Consider the following 24461-nt stretch of genomic DNA (forward strand, 5'->3'; position numbering starts at 1 on the left):
CTCAGGCCGCCACCCAGGCCCGGCTCGCGGTGAGGAAGGCCTGGCTCGGCCGCAGGCCCCAGGAGAGCAGGGTGGTGAGCCGGGCGTGGGTGGCGCCGGCGTCCACGGCCAGGCCGAAGCCCCCGGTGGTCTCCAGCGCGGCGAACCCGTGGGCCACCGCCCGCAGGCAGCGGGCGGCGTGCAGCAGCTCCTCGCCGGCCAGCCCGTGCCCGGCCAGGGCGGCGGCGAACACGTCCGGCTCGCCGTCCGGTCGGCCGGCGCACGGCCCGGCGGCGACCGGCCCGGCCTGGCCCGCCACGCCGTCCGTGACCGCCTCGCCGTCCGTGACCGCCTCGGCCGCGGTGAGCACCGCGTAGCGGTGCGGGTGCCCCAGGGCGTACGCCCGGTACGCCCCGAGCAGGGCCCGGATCGCGTCGTCGCCGCTGAGCTCCGCCACCGACCGGCGCAGGGCCGTGGTGAGTTCGGCCCGGACCTGCACCCGGACCAGGGCCCGCAGGTCGGGCAGGCCGCCGGGGACGTGCTTGTAGAGTGAGGGGACGGCCACCCCCGCCTGCCCGGCCACCGCGGTGAGGGTGAGGGCGGCCGGCCCGCCGCGGTCGAGGACGAGCAGCGCCGTCCCCACCACGCGGGCGGGCGTCAGTACGGCCCGCCCGCCCGGCGCCGCCCGCCCGGTCACCGCGTGCCCCCGGCCACCGGTTCACCCACCGGCAGGGCGGCCACCAGCGGGTGGTCGGCCGCCAGCACCGGGAGCCCGGAGGCCCCGCCGGGCGAGCCCAGCGGGATGAAGACCTCCGCGTTGGCCCGGGCGAAGTCGCTCCACCGGTCAGGCAGTTCGGATTCGAAGTAGATCGCCTCGACCGGGCAGACCGGTTCGCAGGCGCCGCAGTCCACGCACTCGTCGGGGTGGATGTACTGGGAGCGCGGGCCCTCGTAGATGCAGTCCACCGGACACTCGTCCAGACAGGCCTTGTCCTTGACGTCGACGCAGCCTCCGGCGATGACGTAGGTCATGAGTCACTCCGTTCGGTGATGGGCCGGTCGGCCATCGTCCAGGTGTCGGTGCCGGCGAGGAGGGTGGCGAGGTCGCCGGGCCCCTGCCGGGCGGTGGCGGTGGCCAGCTGCTCGGCCATCAGCACGTCGTAGACCGGCCGCCCGACGCTGCGCAGCACCCCGATGGGGGTGTGGTGGAGGGTGTCGGCGTCGGCGATGCGGGAGAGGGCGAAGGCGGTGGAGGGGCCCGGTGCGTGGGCGTCGTGGACCAGGACGGCGTTCTCGTTGTCGGGTGTCACCGGTGCGACGTGGAGTTCGCCGGTGGCGGGGTCGCGGAAGACGCCCTGGGCGCCGTCGGTGCCGAAGCGCACCGGGCGGCCGTGCTCCAGCCGGATCAACGCCTCGTCGCGGGTCCCCGGCTCCTTGAGGACTTCGAAGGCGCCGTCGTTGAAGATGTTGCAGTTCTGGTAGATCTCCACCAGGGCGGTGCCCTCGTGCTCGGCCGCCGCCCGCAGCACCGAGGTGAGGTGCTGGCGGTCGGAGTCGATGGTGCGGGCCACGAAGGTCGCCTCCGCGCCGATCGCCAGCGAGAGCGGGTTGAACGGCGCGTCCAGCGAGCCCATCGGCGTCGACTTGGTGATCTTCCCGACCTCGCTGGTCGGCGAGTACTGACCCTTCGTCAGCCCGTAGATCCGGTTGTTGAACAGCAGGATCTTCAGGTTCACGTTCCGCCGCAGCGCGTGGATCAGATGGTTGCCGCCGATCGACAACGCGTCACCGTCACCCGTCACCACCCACACCGACAGGTCCTGCCGCGACGTCGCCAACCCCGTGGCGATCGCCGGCGCCCGCCCGTGGATCGAATGCATCCCGTAGGTGTTCATGTAGTACGGGAACCGCGACGAACACCCGATGCCGGAAACGAACACCGTGTTCTCCCGCCGGATCCCCAACTCCGGCATGAACCCCTGCACCGCCGCCAGGATCGCGTAGTCCCCGCACCCCGGACACCACCGCACCTCCTGATCCGTCTTGAAATCCCGCGCACTCTGCGGCCCTTCGGCCCGCGGCACCAGACTCAGCGACCGCAACCCCTCGGGCAGACCGCCGGACAGACCCTCAGTCATCGCTCTCATCCCCGTCCAGCGTCCCGATCGCCGCGAACAGCATGTCCGCCAACTGTGCCGCCTTGAAGGGCATCCCGTTGACCTGCGTGAAGGGCTGCGCGTCGACGAGGTACCTGGCCCGCAGCAGCATGGCGAGTTGCCCCAGGTTCATCTCCGGCACGATCACCCGGTCGTAGCCCTCGAGGACCGCCCCGAGGTTGGCGGGGAAGGGGTTCAGGTTGCGCAGGTGCGCCTGCGCGACCCGGCCACCCTCCGCCCGCACCCGCCGCACCGCCGCCGCGATCGGCCCGAACGTCGAACCCCACCCCAGCACCAGGACCCGGGCCACGCCGTCCGGATCGTCCACCACCAACGGCGGCACCTCGATCCCGTCGACCTTCGCCTGACGGGTGCGCACCATCAGATCGTGATTCGCCGGATCGTAGGAGATGCTGCCCGTCCCGTCCTGCTTCTCGATCCCGCCGATCCGGTGCTCCAACCCCGCCGTCCCCGGCACCGCCCACGGCCGCGCCAACGTCAACGGATCCCGCTTGTACGGCCAGAACACCCGCGACCCGTCCTCCAACTCATGGTTGGGCCCCGACGCGAAGTCCGGATCGATCCCCGGCAACTCCCCGACCTCCGGGATCCGCCACGGCTCCGACCCGTTCGCCAGATACCCGTCCGACAGCAGGAACACCGGCGTCCGGTACCGCACCGCGATCCGCGCCGCCTCCAGGGCCGCGTCGAAACACTCCGCCGGCGTCGCCGGCGCCACCACCGGCACCGGCGCCTCACCGTTACGCCCGAACATCGCCTGCAACAGATCCGCCTGCTCCGTCTTCGTCGGCAACCCCGTCGAGGGACCACCACGCTGGATGTCCACCACCAGCAACGGCAGCTCCAACGACACCGCCAACCCGATCGCCTCCGACTTCAACGCCACCCCGGGACCCGACGTCGTCGTCACCCCCAACGCACCACCGAACGCCGCCCCCAGCGCCGCCCCCACCCCCGCGATCTCGTCCTCCGCCTGAAAAGTCCGCACACCGAAATTCTTGTGCCGCGACAACTCGTGCAAAATGTCCGACGCCGGCGTGATCGGGTACGACCCCAGGAACAACGGCAACCCCGACCGCACCCCCGCCGCGATCAACCCGTACGACAACGCCAGATTCCCCGAAATGTTCCGGTACCGCCCCGCCGGCAACGCCGCCGGCGCGATCTCGTACGAAACCGCGAAATCCTCCGTCGTCTCCCCGAAATTCCACCCCGCCCGGAACGCCCGGACATTCGCCTCCGCGATCAACGGCTTCTTCGCGAACTTCGACCGCAGAAAAGCCTCCGTCCCCGCCGTCGGCCGGTGATACATCCACGACAACAGACCCAGCGCGAACATGTTCTTCGCCCGCTCCGCGTCCTTCCGCGCCAGCCCGCTGTCCCTCAACGCCTCCAACGTCAACGTCGTCAACGGCACCCGATGCAGGTGATACGCCTCCAACGACCCGTCCCCCAACGGATCCACCGCCCACCCCACCTTCGCCAACGCCCGCTTCGTGAACTCGTCCGTGTTCACAATGATCTCCGCACCCCGCGGCAGATCCCCCACATTCGCCTTCAACGCCGCCGGATTCATCGCCACCAACACATTCGGCGCGTCCCCCGGCGTCAAAATGTCATGATCCGCGAAATGCAACTGAAAACTCGACACACCCGGCAACGTCCCCGCAGGCGCCCGGATCTCCGCCGGAAAATTCGGCAACGTCGACAGATCGTTACCGAACGACGCCGTCTCCGACGTGAACCGGTCCCCCGTCAGCTGCATCCCGTCACCCGAGTCACCCGCGAAGCGGATGACCACCCGGTCCAGCTGCTTGACCGCCTTCGCGGGCGCAACGGCCCGTACCGCCTCTGTACTCATGCTCGAAGACCCGCTCTCCGCTCGGCACTTCCGGTCGTCACGTCCCGGTCGCGTGCTTCCTCCGACATGGGGACGGAGCAAACAGCCGCCCCCCTGTCGGGCACTTGTGCGGCACTGAGCGCGCACTAAAGCCCGTCGCCGGAGCCCCCGGTCCTTTAGGGGGCCGCAAGCCACCGGCAACACCCTGGGCCGGCGGCGCCCGGCAACCCAGCCGACCCGGCCGGCCGCAGGAGGCTCCGACCGGGGGCCAGGAACGGAGGCGACGTGGCAACCAGGATCACGGCCGGCACGACGACGGCCACCCGGACGGGACCGGGGTCGGGCCAGGCCGCCCGGCTGCGCTACCGCACCGTCCACGGCTACCGGCGGGCGTTCCGGATGGCGGGCAAGGGGCCGGCCGTCCTGCTGATCCACGGGATCGGCGACTCCTCCGAGACCTGGAACGACGTCGTCCCGGGCCTCGCGCAGCGCTACCGGGTGATCGTGCCCGACCTGCTCGGCCACGGCGCCTCGGACAAGCCGCGCGCGGACTACTCGGTCGGCGGCTACGCCAACGGGATGCGCGACCTGCTGTCGGTGCTCGGCGTCGAGCGGGTCACCCTGGTCGGGCACTCGCTCGGCGGCGGGGTCGCGATGCAGTTCGCCTACCAGTTCCCCGAGCGGACCGAGCGGCTGGTGCTGGTCAGCAGCGGCGGGGTCGGCCGGCAGGTCACCCCGGTGCTCCGGGCCGCCTCCCTGCCGGGCGCCGAACTCGCCCTGGCGGCGCTGAGGCTGCCCACCATGCGGTGGCAGCTCGGGGCCTTCGTGAAGGTCATGCAGACCCTGGACACCGGGCTCGGCCTGGACGCCCCCGACCTGCTGCGGGTGGTGGACGCGCTGCCCGACGCACAGGCCCGCAGCGCCTTCATCCGCACCCTGCGGGCGGTGGTCGACTGGCGCGGCCAGGTCGGGACGCTGATGGACCGCTGCTACCTCGCCCAGGGCATGCCGAGCATGCTGGTCTGGGGCGAGCGGGACCAGGTGGTGCCGGCCATCCACGGCGGGATGGCGCACGTCTCGATGCCCGGCAGCCGGCTCGAACTCTTCGAGAACGCCGGGCACTTCCCGTTCCGCACCGACCCGCAGCGGTTCGTGTCGGTGCTGCACGACTTCATCGCCTCCACCGAACCGGCGCACTTCAGCGCGGAGGAGTGGCGCCAGATGTTGCGCACCCGCCGCCCGCACGCCCGGGCGGCCGGTGCACGGCCCGCCCCGGCCCCGGCCGCTGTGCCGGTCGCCGGCACCCGCGCCCCGGCGCCGCCCGCCGCCGCCTGAAGCACCGGCCGCGGCCCGCGACCGGGCAGGCGGCAGCGCGGGCACAGAGATACGACAGCGACAGGAAGCAACCACAGCACAGGGGCCCCGGCCCCGGGTTCAAGGGGGAGCAGCAATGACGCGCTATCTGTCGGACCGGCACATCGACCTGCCCACGGGCGCCCTGCGGATGTTCTGCTTCCCGTTCGCGGGCGGCGGCGCGTCCTCCTACGTGGGCTGGCAGCGCAGGCTCGGGCCCGAGGTGCAGGTCGTCCCGGTGCGGCTGCCCGGCCGGGAGGACCGGCTCGCGGAGCCGCGGTTCACCGACCTGGACGCCCTGATAACGGAGCTGGACGAGCAGCTGGGCCCGGAGCTGGACCAACCGCACGTCTTCTTCGGCCACAGCATGGGGGCGCTGATCGCCTTCTCGCTCGCCGAGCGCCGGCACGCCCGGGGCCGGCAGCTGCCCGAGGCGCTGCTGCTCAGCGGCTACCGGGCCCGGCACCTGCCGGCCCCGCGGATCGCCGACCGGAACGCCTCCGACGAGGAGCTGGCCGCGGTGCTGGCGGCACTCGGCGGCATCCCGCAGCGGCTGCTGGAGCACCCCGAGTGGCTGTCCGCGCTGCTGCCGGTCGCCCGCGACGACCTGCTGCTCTGCGCCGGCCCGCTGAGCCGGGCGATCGCCCCGCTGCCGGTGCCGCTGTACGTCTTCGCGGGCTCCGAGGACCGGCTGGTGGCCCCGGAGGCGATCCGGCTCTGGGAGCAGCACACCACCGGCCCGTTCGAGATGGACACCTTCGCCGGTGGCCACTTCTTCATCCGGGACTGCGACACCGAGTTCCTCGCCCGGGTGGCGCAGCTGCTGCGCCGCCACGCGGCGGCGGGGACGGCGTCCGAGTCCCGGTCGCTGCGACTGCTGGAAGGCGTCTCCTCGTGACCGACATGCTGCCCCTGGACACCGTCACCGCGCCCGAGGCGCCGCCCGCGCTGCCGTTCCACCGCCCCGGACCACTGGAACCCGCCCCCGAGTACGCCCGGATGCGCGCAGGCTGCCCGGTCGCGCCGGTCCGCCTGCCGAGCGGCGACCAGGCGTACCTGGCCGCCTCCTACGAGGCCGCCAAGGCGGTGCTCTCCGACCCCCGGTTCAGCCGGGCCGCGACCACCAGGCCGGGCGCGCCCCGGGTGGGGCCGGCGCCGCAGACCTTCCCGAGCCTGCTCAACATGGACCCGCCGGAGCACACCAGGGTCCGCCGGATCATCTCCCGGGAGTTCACCGCCCGCCGGGTGGAGGCGCTGCGCCCGCTCATCCAGCAGCACACCGACGCGCTGCTGGACCGGCTGTACACCCGTAACCCGCCGGTGGACCTCGTGCCGGAGTTCACCCTGCGGCTGCCCGTCCTGGTGATCTGCGACCTGCTCGGCGTGCCCAGCTCCGACCAGGACCGCTTCGCGGCGTTCTCCAGCGGCTGGCTGTCCACCGGCGCCGGCTCCGCCGAGGAGATGCTGGCCGCCCAGGCCGGTCTGCGCGGCTACCTGGTGGAGCTGGTGGCGGCCAAGCGGGAGCGGCCGGGCGACGACCTGCTGTCGGCGCTGGTCGCCGTCGGCGACGCCGAGGACGGCCGGCTGTCGGAGGAGGAGCTGCTCTTCCTCGGGGTGAGCCTGCTGGTCAACGGCCACGAGACGACCGCCAAGCAGATCGCGAACGGCCTGCTGGCGCTGCTCACCCACCCGCGCGGGAAGGACTGGGCGGCCCAGGGGCCCGAGGTGCTGAACCGGACGGTCGAGGAGCTGCTGCGGCTCTACCCGCCGGGCGACGAGGGGCTGCTGCGGATCGCCCTGGAGGACGTCGAGCTGGACGGCGTCCGGATCCCGGCCGGCAGCGCGGTGCTGCCGGGCATCGGCTCGGCCAACCGGGACGGCTGCCCGTTCCCGCGCCCGGAGCAGATCGACCCGGAGCGCGCCGCCAACCCGCACCTGACCTTCGGGCACGGGGCCCACTACTGCCTGGGCGGCTCGCTCGCCCGGGCCGAGCTCCAGATCGCGCTGGGCTCGCTGCTGCGCCGGTTCCCGGGGCTGCGGCTGACCGTGCCGCTGGCCGAGATCCCGCGGGCCGCCGGGCTGCTGGTGCACGGCGTCAGCGCGCTGCCGGTGACCTGGTGAGGGCGGCGACGGCGGGCGCCGGCCGGCGGCGCGGCGACCCGGCGGCCAGCACAAGAAGGCCTTTAGCGGGGGCTGGAAACCTCGGCAGGGAAGTCAAAATCGTTTCTCATCAGGGGAGTTGAAGATGCGCTGGGACAATCTGTACCTGGCGGGCCTTGGTGCCTACCTGCCCGAGGCCGTCGAGACCGCCGAGCAGGCGATCGAGGCCGGCCGCTACACCCTGGACGAGCACCTCGCCAACGGCATCCGCGGCGTGCACGTCGCCCGCCTGGAGGACGAGAGCCCGGTGGAGATGGCCTCGGCCGCCGCCCGGCAGGCCTTCGAGCGCTCGGGCCACACCACCGAGGAGATCGGCCTGGTCGTCCACGGCCACAACAGCCACCAGGGGCAGGAGTTCTGGACACCGGCCTCCTACGTCCAGAACAACTCGGTCGGCGGCAACGGCGCCACCGCCGAGATCCGCCAGGGCTCCAACAGCGGCCTGGCCGCCTTCGAGCTCGCGGCCTCCTGGGTGGCGGCCCGCACCGACACCGCCGCGCTGGTCAGCGCCGGCGACTCCTTCCACCTGCCGTACTTCGACCGCTGGAACACCGACGACCAGCAGGTCTTCGGCGACGGCGCCGGCGCGCTGATCCTCTCCAGCCGGACCGGCTTCGCCAAGGTGGTGGCCAGCGCCTCCTTCTCGGACTCCACCCTGGAGCCGATCTACCGCGGCGGCGCCTGGACCACCGGCCCGTTCGCGGAGGGCAGGACCGTCTCCCTGCGTGCCCGCAAGCGCGCCTACCTGCAGACCGGCGAGAACCTCTACGAGGAGACCGTCGAGCGGATGACCAAGAGCCTGTTCGCGGTGGTCGGCCAGGTCTTCGAGGACGCCGGCACCGACATCAGCCAGATCAGGTACCTGATCCACGCCAACACCGGCCAGACCATCGTCGACTGGGGCTTCTACCACCCGCTGGGCGTCGACGTGTCGCAGACCGTCTACGACTGGGGCCGCGACTACGGCCACATGGGCGCCGCGGACCACCTGGTGAACCTGAACCACCTGGTGGAGACCCGGCAGTTGAACCCCGGCGACAAGGTCCTGACCATCGGTGTCGGCACCGGCTTCATGTGGACCGCCTTCATCATCGAGATCCTCGAAACCCCCTCCTGGAACACCGCCTCCTGACCCACCGCGCCCTCGCGCACCGCGCAGCACCCCACCCGCGCCCGCCCGGCCGGACCGGTGAACGGACCCCCGAGGAGAGAAGAAGCATGTCCACGGTCGTGAACACCCCGCGCCCCCAGGGCACGGCAGACCCGTCGGGGCCGGCCGCCCCGCTGGACCGGCTGCGCGCCCTGCAGTCCGAGGGCCGGCTCGTCACCGAGTACCCGTCCGTCGCGCCGCTGCTCGCGGACCTCGCGTACGGCGACAAGGGCGCCGCCGATCTCGTCCGGGCCGGGCAGCTGCTCTCCCGGCTCGACCCGGACGAGGTGGCCGCCGCCAACCCCGGCACGCTCACCGTCTCGGTGGCGGTGGCCGGCCACTCCACCGTCGGCGCGCTGGCCGCGCCGCTGACCGCCGAACTGGCCCGGCACGGCATCCTGCTGCGGCTCACCCTCGGCGACTTCGACGGCTACCTGCGCGAGCTGCAGGACACCGGCAGCCAGCTCTACGCCCCCGGGCTGGACCTCGCGCTGGTCGTCCTGGACGCGCAGGCGGTCTTCGACGAACTGCCCGTCGTCTGGCGGGTGGAGGACCTGGAGAAGGCGGCCGGCGGCAAGCTCGCCCAGCTCGGCAAGCTGGTCGAGCGGTACGTCGAGCACGGCACCGGCACCCTGGTGCTGAACACCCTGCCGCTGCACCGGCTGCACACCCACCAGCTGGTCGACCTCCGCTCGCGGGCCGCGCTCGGGGTCGCCTGGCGCGAGTTCAACGCCGGCCTGCTGCGGCTGGCCGCCGCGCACGAGCGGGTCGTGGTGATCGACCTGGACCCGCTGGTGGCCCTCGGCGGGGCCCTCAACGAGCCCCGGATGGCGTCCTACGCCAAGGCCAACCTGGGTGACGAGCTGCTGGGCCGCTACGCCCGGGAGATCGGCCACCTGGCCCGCACCCTGCGTGGGCGGGCCAAGAAGGTCCTGGTGCTGGACCTGGACAACACCCTCTGGGACGGCGTCCTCGGCGACGACGGCGCGGACGGCATCGCCGCCGCGACCACTTTCCGCGGCGAGGCCTTCGGGAACTTCCAGAAGATCGCGAAGCAGATCGGCTCGCAGGGCGTGCTGCTCGCCGTGAGCAGCAAGAACGACCAGGAGCCGGTGCTCGAAGTCCTGCGCACCCACCCGGACATGGTCCTGCGCGACACGGACTTCGTCCGGGTGAACGCCAACTGGAACCCCAAGGACGGCAACCTGCGGGACATCGCGGCGAAGCTCAACCTCGGGGTGGACAGCTTCGTGTTCGCCGACGACTCGCCCTTCGAGACCGGCCTGGTGGCGTCCAGCCTGCCCGAGGTCGCGGTGGTCCGCCTCGACGAGGAGCCGGCCCTGCACGTCGAACGGCTGCTGGCCGACGGGTGGTTCGACGTCCGCGAGCTGACCGCGGAGGACCGTGCCCGGGCCGCGCTGTACCGGGTGGAGTCCGACCGGCAGGACCTGCTGGACAGCAGCGGGTCGATGGAGGAGTACCTGGCGCAGCTCGACGTCCAGGTGAAGGTCGCCGCCGTGGGCGAGGCCGATCTCGCCCGGGTCGCCCAACTGACCCTGCGGACGAACCAGTTCAACCTGACCACGGAGCGGCTGCAGCCGGCCGAGGTCCGGGAGCGGATCGAGGACCCGGACCACCTGGTGCTCTCCGTCCGCTCGGGCGACCGGTTCGGCGACAACGGGGTGGTCGGCGCCCTGTTCGCCCACCGCACCCCGCAGGGGCTGCACATCGACAACCTGCTGCTGAGCTGCCGGGTGTTCTCCCGCGGCATCGAGCAGGCGGCGGTGACCTCGGTGCTGGCGTACGCCGCCGCCCAGGGCCTGGGGCCGGTGACGGCCGCGTACCGCCCGACCAAGAAGAACCACCGGGTCCGGGACTTCTGGCCCTCGCTGGGCTTCGAGCCGAGCGGCGGCGACGAGGAGGAGCTCTCCTTCTCGCACCCGCTGGGCGAGCTGCCCGCCGTCCCGTCCCACCTCCGGCTCGACACCGACTTCTGAGCCGCCCCGCGGGGCCCGGACCTCCCGGGCGGGCCCCGCGGACGGCGCCCCACCGCGACGCGAAACCCGACATCCGAAAGAGGCCGTAGGCATGATCACCGAGACCGCCTTCATCCAGATCGTCCGCGACGAGCTCGCCCTCCCGCTGGCCGAGACCGACCTTGAGAACGACTTCGACAAGGTCGTCTCCTGGGACTCCCTGCACCTGCTGCGTCTGATCGCCGCGGTGGAGAAGGAGACCGGCAAGCGGGTGTCGGTCGGCAAGCTGCTCTCCGAGCGCAGCCTGCGCGGCATCTACACGCTGCTGGCCGCCTGAGACCGGCCCGGGTGTGCGGCGCGCCCCCTCGCCGCGCACCCGGGCCCGTACGTCCCCGCCGCGCCGACGCTCCCTCCCGTCCCGAGGAGGGAGCGGGGCCCGGCCACCGTCGGCCGGCCCCGCCACCCCAGGGCCGGTCGACCGGCTGCCGTTGCGGGCCGCGATTCCCCCCGGCTGTCATGCACCGAACATCAGGGCGCCGGTCGGGAAGCGGGAAGCCCCACCCACCCCTCACGTCGCACGACCCGTACGACCCGCCCTCCGCCGGACCGCCACCCCAAGGCACCCCCGGCACCCCCCCCCATAGCCCAGCAGCCCGCACCGCAGCGTCGCGGCCGGCCTGCCGCACCACCGCCGAACCACCAGACCCACCGACGAAAGCGCTGAGGCCATGTTCAAAGCACTCGCATCCCTCCTCCACCAGAGGCGGCGGCTGGTCCTGCTGGCATCCTTGGTGCTGCTGGTCGTCGCGGGAGCCATCGGTTCCTCGCTCCAGCAGCACCTGACCAACGGGGCCTCCGACTACGACGACCCCGGAGGCGGCAACGTCACCGCCCGCAAGGTGATCCAGCAGGCCACCGGGATCGACCCGCAGCAGGGCTACGTCCTGCTGGTCAGGACCGACGCCCCGCTGACCGCCGACGCGCCGGCCCCGCCGGAGGTCGCCGCCGCGGTCGACCTGCTCAAGGCCCGACCCGAGGTCAAGCGGGTGCTGGACTACTCCGGCGCCCACCTGCCGGCGCTGATCGCCGAGGACGGCCGCTCCACCGTCGTGCTGGCCGACCTGGGCAGCCTCAGCTCGCCGTCCGACGTCGACGCCGTCAAGGCGCTGGAGCAGGTCGTCGCCGCCGACCCGCTGCTGAAGGACCGCACCCTGCTCGGCGGTGCGACCGTCGGCCACGTCCAGGTCGGCGAGGTGTCCGAGAAGGACCTGGGGATGGCCGAGACGCTCTCGCTGCCGATCCTGCTGGTCCTGCTGGTGATCGTCTTCCGCGGCCTGATCGCCGGCCTGATCCCGCTGCTCGGCGGGGTCTTCGCGATGATGCTGGCGATGCTCGGCACCCGGGTGCTCACCCTGTTCACCAACGTCTCCACCAGCGCGATGAACCTGATCTTCGCGCTCGGACTCGGGCTCTGCATCGACTTCAGCCTGCTGATGGTCTCCCGCTTCCGCGAGGAGTACGCGGCCGGCGTCGAGGCCGGCGTCGAGGGCACCGCCCGCGCCGTCCGCCGCACCGTGCTGACCGCCGGACGCACCGTCGCGTTCAGCGCCTTCACCGTCGCCGTGGCGCTCTCCGCGCTGCTCATCTTCCCGCTGCCGTACCTGCGTTCACTCGGCAGCTCGGGCATCCTCACGGTGCTCTCGGCCGCCTTCTTCGCGCTGGTCGTGCTGCCCGCGGTGCTCGCCGTGCTCGGCCCGAAGATCGACGCACTGTCCTTCCGCCGCGGCCGGGCCGAGGGCGCGGCCAAGGTGGTGCGCCGCTGGGAGCGCCTCGCGTACGGCGTGATGCGCCGCCCGCTGCTGTACGCGGTGGCCGGTGTGGTCGTCCTGCTCGGCATCGCGGCCCCGGTGACCGGCATCAAGTTCACCGGCGTCGACCAGTCGGTGCTGCCGCGCTCGGTCTCCGCCGGGCAGGTCGCCGAGGAGCTCACCACCAAGTACGCCCAGCAGCCCGCCTCGGTGCGGATCGTGCTGGACGCCCCGGCCGGCGCGAGCGCCGCGCTCGGCGAGTACAGCACCCGGGTCGGGCAGGTGCCGGGCGTCCAGCGCGTCGCCGACCCCGTCCGGCTGGACGACGGCCACTGGCAGATCGACGCCTCGGTGGCGGGCGAGCCGCTGCAGGCCGCCGCACTGGACACGGTCCAGCAGGTGCAGCGGACGGCGGCGCCGTTCCAGGCCCGGTTCACCGGTGCCAGCGCCGACTTCCTGGCCCAGCGTGCCAGCATCGGCGACCACCTGCTGCCGGCCGGCCTGGTGCTGGCCGGGCTGACCGTCCTGCTGCTGTTCCTGTTCACCGGCTCGGTCTGGCTGGCCTTCCAGGGCCTGCTGATGAACGCCCTCTCCGTCGCCGCCGCGTTCGGCATGCTGGTCTGGGTCTTCCAGCAGGGCCACCTGTCCGGCCTGCTGGACTTCACCGCCACCGGCGCGTTGGAGGAGACCTCGCCGGTGGTGCTGTTCGCCCTCGCCTTCGGGCTCTCCACCGACTACAACGTCTTCCTGCTGGGCCGGATCAAGGAGGCCCGCGGCACCGGCCTGGACGAGCGCTCGGCCGTCGCGGTCGGCATCTCCCGCACCGGCGGCATCGTCACCTCGGCCGCCCTGCTGTTCTTCGTCGCGATCGGCGCGCTCGGCCTGTCCCGGCTGGCGTTCATCAAGGAGCTCGGCCTGGGCGCCGCCTTCGCGGTGCTGATCGACGCGGCGGTGGTGCGCACCCTGCTCGTCCCCGCCGTGATGGCCATGCTCGGCAAGGCCGCCTGGTGGGCCCCGGGCCCGCTGAAGCGGCTGCACGAGCGGTTCGGCGTCGACGAGGGCGGCGCCGGTGACGAGGAGGAGCCGGCCCCGGCCGGGGCCCGGGCCGCGGCACCGAAGCTGGTCACCACCGCCTGACCCGCGGCGGGGCAGCACCGGCCCGGTCGGCGACGACCGGGCCGGACGACCGAGCAGCACGCGGACCGGGAACCTCCCGGGGCGGCGTCCCGCCGGGCCACCACGGCCCGGCGGGACGCCCTGCCTCGTTCCCCGGCCCGTTCCCCCGGCCGGGTGCTCATGGAACCGCGCCCGGACGCCGACAGCCAGGACGTACGGACCGGCGGGCGGAGGTCCGGGCCGATCCGGTCCGGGCCGGGAGCACCCGAGCAGCACTCCGGCGGGCAGCACCCGGCGAAACGCGCGTACGGAACACCTACGGAACAAGCGGGAGGACCAGATGGCCGATCGGTTGTGGTGGCGGGTACCCAGATTCCTGCACCTGATGATGCATCAACTCTGGGCGGGCCTGGTGGCGATCGGCAGCATGGCCGGGCTGGTACCGCCGGCCGGCGCACTGGAGCTCATCATCGAGGGCGAGCGATCACCGGAGCTGCCCACCGGGCACCCCGAGCGGCTCGTCCCCGACCTGCCGCCCACCGCCCAGGAGGCGGAACTGTGGCGACAGTTGGAGTTCCTCGACCGCCTGGTCTGACCCCGCCCGAGCACCTCCGACCTCACCCGACGACCCCGCCCGACCCCGCCCGGCCTCGTGCCGCCACCCTGCGTCGCCGGCCCGCCCCGGCCCCGGGCCGAAGTCGGCCCGGGGGCGCACCGGCGGCGCGCAAGAGCCGCTAAAGCGCCCCCGGTCACGATGGCCTCATCCCATCGACCGGCCCCTCGGGTCCAGGTCCACGATCGAGGCGAGGGAAAGACGTTGACGAGGTTCGAGACCTTCACGGAACTGGTTCTCGCGCGCACCGGCGCCCTGGGGGCCAAGGACGCGTTCATCTTCCTGCGGGACGGCGCGACCGGCTCCGAGGCCGACCACCTGACCTACGCCGACCTCGACACCGAGGCCAAGCGGGTGGCGTCCTGGCTGCAGAGCAAGGGCACCTTCGGCAAGCAGGTACTGCTGCTGTTCCCGTCCAGCATGGCGTTCGTCAAGGCGTTCGTCGGCTGCCTGTACGCCGGCGCGGTGGCCGTTCCCGCGCCGCTGCCCGGCGACCAGGGCCACCACTTCCAGCGGGTGGCCGGCATCCTGCACGACGCCGAGGTGCGCGCGGTGCTCACCGACGCCGCCAACGAGCCGCAGATCTCGGCCTGGCTCGCCGCCGAGGGGCTGGACCACATCTCCTGCCTCGCCGTCGACGGCGTGGACGAGAACGGCGAGCCGGCCTACGGCGACCCCGAGGCGTGGACCCGGCCGAGCTTCGGCCCCGACCACCTGGCCTTCCTGCAGTACACCTCCGGCTCGACCAGCGCCCCCAAGGGCGTGATGGTCTCGCACCGGAACCTGCTCGCCAACGAGGCCGCCATCCAGCGCTCGGTCGGCTCCGACTCCGAGTCCCGGTTCGGCGGTTGGCTGCCCTTCTACCACGACATGGGCCTGATCGGGCACATCCTGCAGCCGCTCTGGCTGGGCGGCTCGGCGGTGCTGATGTCGCCGGTGTCCTTCCTGAAGCGGCCGTTCCGCTGGCTGCAGATGATCGACCAGTACAAGGTCACCGTCGGCGGCGGCCCCAACTTCGCCTACGACCTCTGCCTGCGCCGGGTCACCGACGAGCAGCTCGCCACCCTGGACCTCTCCAGCTGGGTGGCCGCCTGCAACGGCGCCGAGCCGATCCGCGCCGAGACCCTGCGCGCCTTCGCCGAGCGCTTCGCCCCGGCCGGGTTCCGCGCCGAGTCCTTCTTCCCCTGCTACGGCATGGCGGAGACCACCCTGCTGGTCTCCGGGACCCCGCTCGGCCAGGCCCCGATCGAGCGGACCGCCGACGCGGTGGCGCTGGAGCGCGGCGAGCTGCTCGCCGCCGCCGACGGCAGCGCGGCCCGCACCCTGGTCAGCAGCGGGGTGATCGAGGACTTCGACGTCCGGATCGTCGAGCCGCAGTCGCTCACCCAGCAGCCGGACGGCCGGGTCGGCGAGATCTGGATCAAGGGCGACAGCGTGGCCCCCGGCTACTGGGCCCGCCCGGAGACCAACCGGGAGATCTTCGACGCCGGCATCGCGGGCACCGAGGGCCCGGACGCGGCCGGCTGGCTGCGCACCGGCGACCTGGGCGTGCTCGAGGAGGGCCAGCTGTACGTCACCGGCCGGCTCAAGGAAATGGTCATCATCAACGGCCGCAACCTCTACCCGCACGACGTGGAGCGCGCCGTCCAGGCGATGGACCCGGCGCTCGGCGCCGGCGCCGGCTCGGTCTTCGCGGTGGACACCGACCGGGAACACCTGGTGGTCGTCCAGGAGGTACGCGCCACCGCCGTGAGCACCGACCTGCCGACCCTGCTGGCCGGCATCCGGCAGCTGGTCGGCAAGGAGTTCAACGTCCCGGCGGGCAACGTGCTGCTGGTGCGCCCCGGCACCATCCGCAAGACCACCAGCGGCAAGATCCAGCGAACCCTGATGCGCAAACTGTTCCTGGACGGCGCCATCACCGCCCTGCACTCCTCGCTGGACACCGACGTCGCCGCGCTGCTCCGGGCCACCGCCGAGCCCGTGCTGGAACCGGTGGCCTGACATGGACCACGCCCCCTACCGGCTCGCCGAGCGCCTGGAGGCCCACCTCGGCGACCCGGCCGACCCCGCCACCCTGTTCTCCACGGCCCGCTGCGTCGAACTGGACGAGCGGGAGCAGTTCCCGGCCGAGCTGTGCGAGCAGCTGGAGGCCTGGGGCATCCAGGACTACTACGTCCCCGTCGCGCACGGCGGCCGGCTGGAGAGCTACGAGCAGCTGCTCCAGCTGATCCGCACGGTCGCCCGGCGCGACCTCACGGTGGCGATCGGGCACGGCAAGACGTACCTCGGGGGCGTCTGCGTCTGGACCTCCGGCTCGGCCGGCCAGGCCGCCGCGCTCGCCGCGGACATCGAGGCCTGCGTCCCCGTCTCGCTCGGCCTGACCGAACGCGCGCACGGCAGCGACCTGCTGGCCGGCGAGCTGGTGGCCGAGCCGGACGGCGCCGGCGGCTACCTGGTCTCGGGCGAGAAGTGGCTGATCAACAACGCCACCCGGGGCAGCGTGCTGTCCCTGCTCACCCGGACCGCCGAGGCCGGCGGCCCGCGCGGGTTCAGCGTGCTGCTGGTCGACAAGCGGACCCTCGGCCCGGAGCACTACCGCTGCCTGGACAAGATCCCCACCCACGGCATCCGGGGCGCCGACATCAGCGGCATCGCCTTCGACCGCGCCCCGGTGCCCGCCTCGGCCGTGGTCGGCACCGTCGGCGGCGGGGTGGAGACCGTCCTCAAGGCCCTCCAGCTGACCCGGACGATGTGCGCCGCGCTCTCGCTCGGCGCCGCCGACCACGCGCTCACCCTGGCCCTGGACTTCGCCGAGCAGCGCGAGCTGTACGGCCGCCGGCTGATCGAGCTGCCCAAGGCCCGCCGCACCCTGGCGGACGCCGCCGCCGACGTACTGGTCGGCGAGGCGCTGGCGCTGGTCGCCTCCCGCTCGGTGCACACCCTGACCGGCGAGCTGAGCATCACCGCGGCGGTCACCAAGTACCTGGTGCCGACCGGCACCGAGGGTGTGATCGCCGAGCTGACCAGACTGCTCGGCGCCCGGGCCTTCCTCAAGGACGTGTACGCGGGCGGCATGTTCCAGAAGGTCGACCGCGACCACCGGATCGTCGGCCTGTTCGACGGCAACACCCTGGTCAACCTGAACTCGCTGATCAGCCAGTTCCGTTCGCTGGTCCGGGCGTACCGCCGCGGGCTGGGCGACCCGGCCGGCGCGGAGGCCGCCTTCCGGCTGGCCGCCCCGCACTCCGAGCTCGATCCGGGCCGGCTCTCGCTGGTCGCCCGGCACGGCAGCTCGGTGATCGCCTCGCTGCCCGGCACCGTGGCGGCGCTGCGCGCGGCCGCCGCCACCGAGCCCGCGCTGAAGAGCGCGCTGGCCTCGGCCGAGCGGCTGCAGGCCCGCACCGCGCAGGTCCACGACGCCATGGAGCTGCACCAGAACGTCGTCGGCGACGTCCCGGTGGAGGCCTTCGAGACGGCGAAGCAGTACGCGCTCTGCTTCGCCGGCGCGGCCTGTCTCGGTCTCTGGGAGCAGAACCGCGAGCAGGCCGCCGCCGGCCGCACCGGCCGGCTCTGGCAGGACGGCCGCTGGCTGCGCCCCGCGCTGGACCGGGTGCTGCGCCGGCTCGGCGAGACCACCCTGGACGACCCGGAGGGATACGAGGAACTCCTCGGCCTGCTCCGGGGGTCGAGAGCCGGCGGCGAGCTCTTCTCGCTGCTTCCGCTCGCCCTGGCCGGGGCCCGCACCACCGCAAGGACCACGACTGAGGGGGCGTCATGCTGAGCGAGACCGTCGACCCGGCCCGGCCGGCCACGGCGGCCGGCGGCCAGGAGCAGGAGGCCCGGGCCCGGGTCGCCGAGCTGGAGGCCCGGTTCGGTGACCCGTACGACCAGGCCAACCCGATGGGCCAGCACCAGCTGCTGGCCGCCGACGAGGCGGGCGAGATCTCCGCGGCCGGCGAGGCCGTGCTGGACGGGCTCAACCTGAACGCGGACTTCGTGCCGCGCGCGCTCGGCGGGCGCCTGGACCGGCTGGACACGCTGGTCCGGGTGATGCGCCAGGTCTTCCGCCGGGACGTCACCCTCGGGCTCGGCTACGGCGCCACCACCTTCATGGCCGCCGTCAACGTCTGGACCACCGGCAACGCCGAGCAGCAGCGCCGGCTCGCCGAGGTCCTGCTCGCGGGCCGCAAGGCCGCGGTGGCGTACCACGAGCTGGCGCACGGCAACGACTTCGTCCGCAACGAGTTCGCGGCCATCCCGGACGGCGCCGGCGGGTTCCGGCTGAACGGCAGCAAGCAGGTGATCAACAACGCCGGCCGGGCGGACGTGCTCACGCTCTTCAGCCGCACCTCCGACGCGCCGGGCAGCCGCAGCCACTCGGTGCTGATGGTGGAGCGCGAGCTCCTCGACCAGGCCCGGGTGGAGGTGCTGCCCCGCTACAGCAGCGTCGGCGTCCGCGGCTGCCAGCTGGCCGGACTCTCCTTCACCGACTGCCCGGTGCCCGGCTCGGCGCTGGTCGGCGAGCTCGGCCAGGGCGTCGAACTCGCCCTGCGGTCCTTCCAGATGACCCGCAGCGCCGTCCCCGGGATGGCGATGGGGGCGGCCGACACCGCCCTGCGCACGGTGGTGCGCTTCGCCCTCGGCCGGCAGCTCTACAAGCGCTCGGTGATGGACATCCCGCACGCCCGGGAGACCCTGTCGGCGGCCTTCCTGGACCTGCTGATCTCCGACAGCCTCTCGCTGACCGCGACCCGCGCCGTGCACCTGCTGCCCGAGGAGACCAGCGTCTACGCCTCCGCGGTGAAGTACCTGGTGCCCCGGATGCTCAACGACGCCATGCACGACCTGTCGATCGTGCTGGGCGCCCGGTTCTACGTCCGCGAGGGCGAGTTCGGCGTCTTCCAGAAGCACGTCCGGGACCTCCCGGTGCTGAGCCTGGGCCACGCCGGGTCGGCCGCCTGCCAGGCGACGATCATCCCGCAGCTGCCCCGACTGGCCCGGCGGGCCTGGTTCAGCGGCGAGCCCGCCCCGGACACCCTGTTCCGCCCCGGCGACGACCTGCCCGAGCTGCCGTTCGGCCGGCTCACTCTGGCCAGCGGCCGGGACGGCCTGAGCGCCTCGCTGATCGCCGCCGTGGACCAGCTCCCGAGCGGCAACCCGGTGGAACTCTCGGTGCACGGCGCCGCCCTGCGCTTCATGGACGAGCTGCGCCAGCTGCAGGAGGACGCCCTGGCGCTCTCCCCGCAGGACCGCACCGCGCTCGCCAGCCCGGCCAGCTTCGCGCTCGCCGACCGCTACGCCGTACTGCTCGCCGCCGCCTCCGTGATCGGCGTCTGGCGCCAGGCCCGCAGCGGCGAGGACCCCTTCCTGGCGGACCCGTCCTGGGCCGCCGCCGCGCTGTACCGGCTCGGCCGGCGGCTCGGCATGCGCCAGCCGGACCTGCCGGACGGCTGCGAGGAGCGGGTGCGCGAGGAGGTGCTCCGGCGCTTCCACGACCGGCGCAGCTACGACCTGTACGACAGCCCGCTCGCGGGCTGAGGGCCCGCCGAGGCGCCCTCGGCCCCGGAACCGTCCCGACCACTGTTCACGAGGAGTCAGCCATGACCACCGAGATCCACGACCTCCCGGCCGAGTCGGCCGTACACACCTCCGAGAGCCTCACCGTCTGGCTCGTCGACCGGATCGCCGTGTACCTGCGCCGCTCGCCGGGCGAGATCGACCCGACCGTGCCGCTCGCCGAGTACGGCCTGGACTCGGTCGCCGCGCTCAGCCTCTGCGGTGACGTCGAGGAGGACTTCGACCTGGTGCTGGAGCCCACCGTCGCGTGGGACTACCCGACCGTCGAGGCCCTCGCCGCGCACCTGCTGGAGGATCTGGCCGGGGAGGTCGGCCGTCGATGAAGCCGATCGCCATCGTCGGCCTGGACTGCCGGTTCCCCGGCGCGCCCGACCCGGGCGCGTACTGGGACCTGCTCACCAGGTCGGCCGACGGAGTCCGGCCGGTGCCGGAACTGCGCTGGAGAGCCTCCGACTTCTACGACCGGGCGGGCGGTGAGGGGCGCAGCAACACCACCCAGGGCGGCTTCATCGACGACGTGGACGCCTTCGACAACGAGTTCTTCACCGTCTCGCCGCGCGAGGCGGCCGCCCTCGACCCGCAGCAGCGGCTGCTGCTGCAGACCTCCTGGCGGGCCCTGGAGGACGCCGGGATCTCCCCCAAGCAGCTGGCCGGCAGCAACACCGGCGTGTTCGTCGGCATCATGGGCAACGAGTGGGCCCAGGTGCACATGACCGACTACCCGAACGTCACCGCCCAGGTCGGCTCCGGCAACGGCTACTGCATGACCGCCAACCGGGTGTCGTACCACCTCGACCTCAAGGGCCCCAGCCTGGCGGTCGACACCGCCTGCTCGTCCTCGCTGGTCGCCGTCCACCTGGCCTGCAACGCGCTGCTCGCCGAGGAGTGCGACTACGCGCTGGCGGGCGGCGTCAACGTGGCGGTCACCCCCGGCCTGAGCATCTTCTACACCCAGGCCGGACTCTCCGCGCCGGACGGCCGCTGCAAGCCGTTCAGCGCCGAGGCCGACGGCATCGGCCGGGCCGAGGGCGTCGGCGTGGTGGTGCTGCGTCGACTGGAGGACGCGATAGCCGACGGCCAGCAGGTGTACGCGGTGATCCGCGGCAGCGCCGTCAACCAGGACGGGCGCAGCAACGGCATCACCGCGCCCAACCGCTGGTCGCAGCAGGAGGTGCTGGCCGCCGCGTACCGCCGGGCCGGTGTGGAGCCGGCCGAGGTCTCCTTCATGGAGGCGCACGGCACCGGCACCGCGCTCGGCGACATGATCGAGGTGAAGGCCCTCGGCCACCTGCACGCCGGCCGGCCCGGGCAGCCGCTGGCGATCGGCTCGGTCAAGGGCAACCTGGGCCACGCCGAGGGCGCGGCGGGCATCGCCGGCCTGATCAAGGTCGCGCTGTCGCTGCACCACCGGGTGGTGCCGGCCAGCCGGTTCGCCGCCAAGGAGAACCCCAAGCTGCAGCTGGCCAGGAACGGCCTGCGGCTGCTCAAGGCCCCGTTGCGGCTGCCCGCCGGGGCCACCGTGGCCGGGCTGAGCAGCTTCGGCATGGGCGGCACCAACGTGCACACCGTGCTGGAATCCGCCCCGGGCTCGGGCGCCCGGACGGCCGCCGGACGCGGCCGGGGCGCGGTGCACGGCGGCGGGGTCTTCACGCTGACCGCGCCGTCCCCCGAGGCGCTGCGCCGTAACCTGCTCGCGCAGGCCGGCGCGCTGCCGCGCGGGCGCGGCCCGGCGGCCGGCCTGTGCCGGACCAGCAACCAGGTGAAGACCGGCCACCGGTACCGCTTCGCGCTGCCCGCCCGGGACGTACGCGAGCTGGAGGAGGGCCTGCGCTCGGCGGTGGCCGACGGCGAGCTGCTCGCCGGCCTGGCCGAGGAGCCGGTGGCCCGCCCGCGGATCGCCTTCCTGTTCACCGGGCAGGGCGCGCAGTTCGAGGGCATGACGGCCGGCCTGTACCGCGACTGGCCGCTGTACCGCCGGTTCCTGGACGAGGCGGACGAGGCCCTGCGCCCGCATCTCGGCGAGTCCGTCCGGGATCTGATCCTCGGCGGGGACCCGCGGATCCACCGCACCGCCTTCGCCCAGCCGGCCCTGTTCGCGGTCGGCTACGCGCAGGCCCGCGCCCTGGACGCGCTCGGGGTCCGGCCGGACGTCCTGCTCGGCCACAGTGTCGGGGAGTTCGCTGCGGCCGTGGTCGCGGGCGCGCTCGACCTGCCGGACGCGGCCCGGCTGATCACCGCCCGCGGCGCCCTGATGCAGGAGCTCCCGGCCGGCGGCGGCATGCTGTCCGCCCGGGCCACCCCGCAGGAGCTGGCGGAGCTGCTGGCCGACGAGCCGCTGGTCGGCGTGGCGGCCCTGAACGGCCCCCGGGCCACCGTCCTCTCCGGCGACCTGGCGGCGCTCGGGCGGATCGCCGACACGCTGGCGGGCCGCGGCACGGCGGTGCGCCGGCTGCAGGTCTCGCACGCCTTCCACTCGCCGCTGATGGCGCCGATGCTGGACCGCTTCGCCGAGGTGGCGCGGCAGGCCGCGACGGGCCGGGCCACCGTGCCGGTGCTCTCCACGGTGACCGGCGGCGAGCCGGCCACGCTGGACGCCGACTACTGGGTGCGGCACGTGAGCGCGCCGGTGCGGTTCGCCGAGGCCGCCGAGCGGCTGGTCGCGAGCGGCCCGACGCATCTGGTGGAGATCGGCCCGCGGCCGGTGCTGACCTCGATGGTGCGGCGGCTGCGCCCGCCGGCCGGGGTCCGCTCGGTGCACCTGACGCCGACCGAGGAGGCCGGCGGCCCCGAGCTGGACGCGGCCGTCGCCGAGCTCTTCCGCGGTGGCGTCGACCCGGTCTGGGAGGCGCTGTACGAGGGCCGGGAGCCGGCCGCGCAGCGGCTCTCCCCGTACGCCTTCTCCACCGCGCACCGCTACTGGAGCCGCAATCCGGTGGCCGCCCCCGGGCAGGCCGCACCGGCCCGTCCCGCGGTCGCGGCCGTCGCGGCGGCCGGCCCGGTGCCCGCGCCGGCACCGGAGGGCAGCGCCCGGGTGGTCGACATCGACCGCTCCGCGCACACGCCGGACGCGCTGGCGCACGCGGTGCTGGGCGCGGTCGCCGGGGTCGGCGGGTACCCGCCCGAGGAGATCTCGGTCCGCTCCCGGCTCTACCAGGACCTGGGCTTCGACTCCGTGATGGTGATGGAGCTGAAGAGCCGGATCGAGACCCAACTGCCGGCCGTCGGCGAGCTGTCCGTGCAGGAGCTGCTGCCCCGGCTGGCGACCGTCGGCGAGCTGGTCGGCCACCTGCGGGAGCTGACCGGCGGCGCGTGCGGCCCGGCCGCCGTGGCCGAGGAGCAGCGGCGGATGACCTCCGCCTGAGCGGGCCGGGGGCTGGTCCCACCCCCGGCCCCCGCCGGCCGCCCGGCCCGTGGCGCCCCGGACCACCCGGCCCCGAGCCGCAGCGCACGTCCCGTACAGCCCCGAGCCGCATCGCCCGACCCGAGCCGCCCCGCAAGGTGTCGCCTTGACCGAGCACCGCCCGACGAACGCATCCGACGAGCGCACCCAAGGAGTAGAGATGGAATCGACCGAGGCGTACCTCACGGGAGTCGGCACCTTCCTGCCCGGCCCGCCGGTGGACAACGCGACGCTGGCCAAGATGCTCGGCGTCAGCGAGGAGTGGATCGAGGTCTTCATCGGCACCCGCACCCGGCACTTCGCCCGGGACGTCGGCACCGGCGAGATCCAGTGGTCGCTGGCCGACCTGTGCGCCCAGGCGGCGGAGCAGGCGCTGGAGGACGCGGGCGTGGACCGGTCCGAGATCGAGTTCATCGTGATGGGCACCGCCACCCCCGACACCTTGATGCCGGCCACCGTCAACCACGTCGCCGACCAGCTCGGCCTCAACCACCTGCCCACCTACCAGCTGCAGTCCGGCTGCGCGGGCGCCGTGCAGGCCCTCGACCTGGGCCGGACCCTCGTCCTGGCCGGCCGCCACCGCACCGGCCTGGTGATCGGCGGCGACGTGAGCAGCAAGCACCTCGACCCCAGCCTGGACTTCAGTGGCAAGGCGCCGAGCGAGCTGGTCAACTTCGTCCTCTTCGGGGACGGCGCGGGCGCCGCGGTGATCAGCGCCGAGCCGGCCGGGCGCCGCCTCGCGCTGGTCCGGGTGCTGAACCAGCTGACCGGCCTGGGCCGGGAGCCGGGGCAGGTGATCGAGTGGTTCGGCATGGCGGACCGGGACAGCGACCGGCAGGCCCTGGTGGAGGACTACAAGGCGATCGAGGAGGCCGTCCCGGTGATGGCCGTGGAGATCCTCTGGGAGCTGCTCGGGGACCTCGGCTGGTCGGCCGACGACCTGGACTTCCTGCTGCCGCCGCAGCTCTCCGGCCGGATGACCGCCAAGATCACCGCACAGCTGGACGTCCCCGGCGCCGAGGAGATCTCCTGCGTCGCCGAGACCGGCAACAACGGCAACGCGCTGCCGTTCCTGCAGCTGGAGCGGCTCGCCGAGCGGATCCAACCGGGCCAGCGCGCGCTCGCCGTCGCGGTCGAGTCCAGCAAGTGGATCAAGGCCGGCTTCGCCGTCGAGGCCTTCTGACCCGCCCTCGCACCGTCCCCGCTCGCACCGTCCCCGCTCGCGCCGTCCCCGCTCGCACCGTCCCCGCTCGCACCGGCGACGCCGTCCGGCCGGAGCCACCTCACCGTACCGACCACCGAAGGGCCC

Annotated in this window: 18 protein-coding genes; 14 read left to right on the forward strand and 4 right to left on the reverse strand. The window is 73.5% G+C overall.

Going from position 1 to position 24461, the window contains the following annotated elements; genetic code table 11:
* Position 1: 1 nt before the first annotated feature.
* The 4 genes from OG689_RS19850 to OG689_RS19865 are packed head-to-tail and all read right to left on the reverse strand — an operon-like array spanning position 2 to position 4017.
* Complete coding sequence (locus OG689_RS19850; RefSeq protein WP_266322134.1) at positions 2-676, reverse strand: TetR-like C-terminal domain-containing protein; 675 nt, start codon at positions 674-676, stop codon at positions 2-4.
* Positions 673-1011 carry a ferredoxin gene (gene fdxA / locus OG689_RS19855; protein ID WP_266322136.1) on the reverse strand — a complete coding sequence of 113 codons (339 nt, stop codon included), beginning with the start codon at positions 1009-1011 and terminating at the stop codon, positions 673-675. Before fdxA ends, OG689_RS19850 begins: the two co-directional genes overlap by 4 nt.
* Positions 1008-2117 carry a 2-oxoacid:ferredoxin oxidoreductase subunit beta gene (locus OG689_RS19860; RefSeq protein ID WP_266322138.1) on the reverse strand — a complete coding sequence of 370 codons (1110 nt, stop codon included), beginning with the start codon at positions 2115-2117 and terminating at the stop codon, positions 1008-1010. Before OG689_RS19860 ends, fdxA begins: the two co-directional genes overlap by 4 nt.
* Entirely contained in the window at positions 2110-4017 is a 1908-nt protein-coding gene (locus tag OG689_RS19865) for a 2-oxoacid:acceptor oxidoreductase subunit alpha (protein WP_266322140.1), read from the reverse strand. Before OG689_RS19865 ends, OG689_RS19860 begins: the two co-directional genes overlap by 8 nt.
* 276 nt (positions 4018-4293) lie before the next feature.
* On the opposite strand from OG689_RS19865, the gene OG689_RS19870 reads away from it, so the two are divergent.
* The 14 genes from OG689_RS19870 (at position 4294) to OG689_RS19935 (ending at position 24335) form a co-directional block, all read left to right on the forward strand.
* Entirely contained in the window at positions 4294-5331 is a 1038-nt protein-coding gene (locus OG689_RS19870) for an alpha/beta fold hydrolase (RefSeq protein WP_266327281.1), read from the forward strand.
* Between the two features lie 115 nt (positions 5332-5446).
* Positions 5447-6247: an alpha/beta fold hydrolase gene (locus tag OG689_RS19875; RefSeq protein WP_266322142.1), complete on the forward strand. Its 801-nt coding sequence runs from the start codon at positions 5447-5449 to the stop codon at positions 6245-6247.
* 5 nt (positions 6248-6252) lie between these two features.
* Positions 6253-7470 (forward strand): cytochrome P450, encoded by a 1218-nt coding sequence (locus tag OG689_RS19880; protein WP_266327283.1) that lies wholly within the window; start codon positions 6253-6255, stop codon positions 7468-7470.
* A 124-nt stretch (positions 7471-7594) separates the two neighbouring features.
* Positions 7595-8641, forward strand: a complete 1047-nt coding sequence (locus OG689_RS19885) for a ketoacyl-ACP synthase III family protein (RefSeq protein WP_266322143.1) — start codon at positions 7595-7597, stop codon at positions 8639-8641.
* A gap of 86 nt (positions 8642-8727) precedes the next feature.
* Complete coding sequence (locus tag OG689_RS19890) at positions 8728-10656, forward strand: HAD-IIIC family phosphatase (RefSeq protein ID WP_266322145.1); 1929 nt, start codon at positions 8728-8730, stop codon at positions 10654-10656.
* Positions 10657-10747: 91 nt separating this feature from the next.
* Entirely contained in the window at positions 10748-10972 is a 225-nt protein-coding gene (locus tag OG689_RS19895; protein WP_190209031.1) for an acyl carrier protein, read from the forward strand.
* Between the two features lie 391 nt (positions 10973-11363).
* Positions 11364-13580 carry an MMPL family transporter gene (locus OG689_RS19900; protein WP_266322148.1) on the forward strand — a complete coding sequence of 739 codons (2217 nt, stop codon included), beginning with the start codon at positions 11364-11366 and terminating at the stop codon, positions 13578-13580.
* 319 nt (positions 13581-13899) lie between these two features.
* On the forward strand, positions 13900-14154 hold the full coding sequence (locus OG689_RS19905; RefSeq protein WP_266322150.1) for a DUF6059 family protein: 255 nt from the start codon (positions 13900-13902) through the stop codon (positions 14152-14154).
* 222 nt (positions 14155-14376) lie between these two features.
* Positions 14377-16176 (forward strand): fatty acyl-AMP ligase, encoded by a 1800-nt coding sequence (locus tag OG689_RS19910; protein ID WP_266322151.1) that lies wholly within the window; start codon positions 14377-14379, stop codon positions 16174-16176.
* 1 nt (position 16177) lies between these two features.
* Complete coding sequence (locus tag OG689_RS19915; RefSeq protein ID WP_266322153.1) at positions 16178-17956, forward strand: acyl-CoA dehydrogenase; 1779 nt, start codon at positions 16178-16180, stop codon at positions 17954-17956.
* Positions 17950-19713: an acyl-CoA dehydrogenase gene (locus tag OG689_RS19920; RefSeq protein WP_266322155.1), complete on the forward strand. Its 1764-nt coding sequence runs from the start codon at positions 17950-17952 to the stop codon at positions 19711-19713. Before OG689_RS19915 ends, OG689_RS19920 begins: the two co-directional genes overlap by 7 nt.
* A gap of 62 nt (positions 19714-19775) precedes the next feature.
* Positions 19776-20075: an acyl carrier protein gene (locus tag OG689_RS19925; RefSeq protein ID WP_073925013.1), complete on the forward strand. Its 300-nt coding sequence runs from the start codon at positions 19776-19778 to the stop codon at positions 20073-20075.
* The gene (locus tag OG689_RS19930; protein ID WP_266322158.1) at positions 20072-23113 is read left to right on the forward strand and encodes a beta-ketoacyl synthase N-terminal-like domain-containing protein; all 3042 of its coding nucleotides are present in this window, start codon (positions 20072-20074) and stop codon (positions 23111-23113) included. The genes OG689_RS19925 and OG689_RS19930 overlap by 4 nt, the downstream gene beginning before the upstream one ends.
* A 199-nt stretch (positions 23114-23312) precedes the next feature.
* The gene (locus tag OG689_RS19935) at positions 23313-24335 is read left to right on the forward strand and encodes a 3-oxoacyl-ACP synthase III family protein (protein ID WP_266322160.1); all 1023 of its coding nucleotides are present in this window, start codon (positions 23313-23315) and stop codon (positions 24333-24335) included.
* The last annotated feature ends 126 nt before the right edge of the window (positions 24336-24461 follow it).

Origin of the sequence: Kitasatospora sp. NBC_00240, assembly GCF_026342405.1 — a bacterium.
Classification (GTDB): domain Bacteria; phylum Actinomycetota; class Actinomycetes; order Streptomycetales; family Streptomycetaceae; genus Kitasatospora.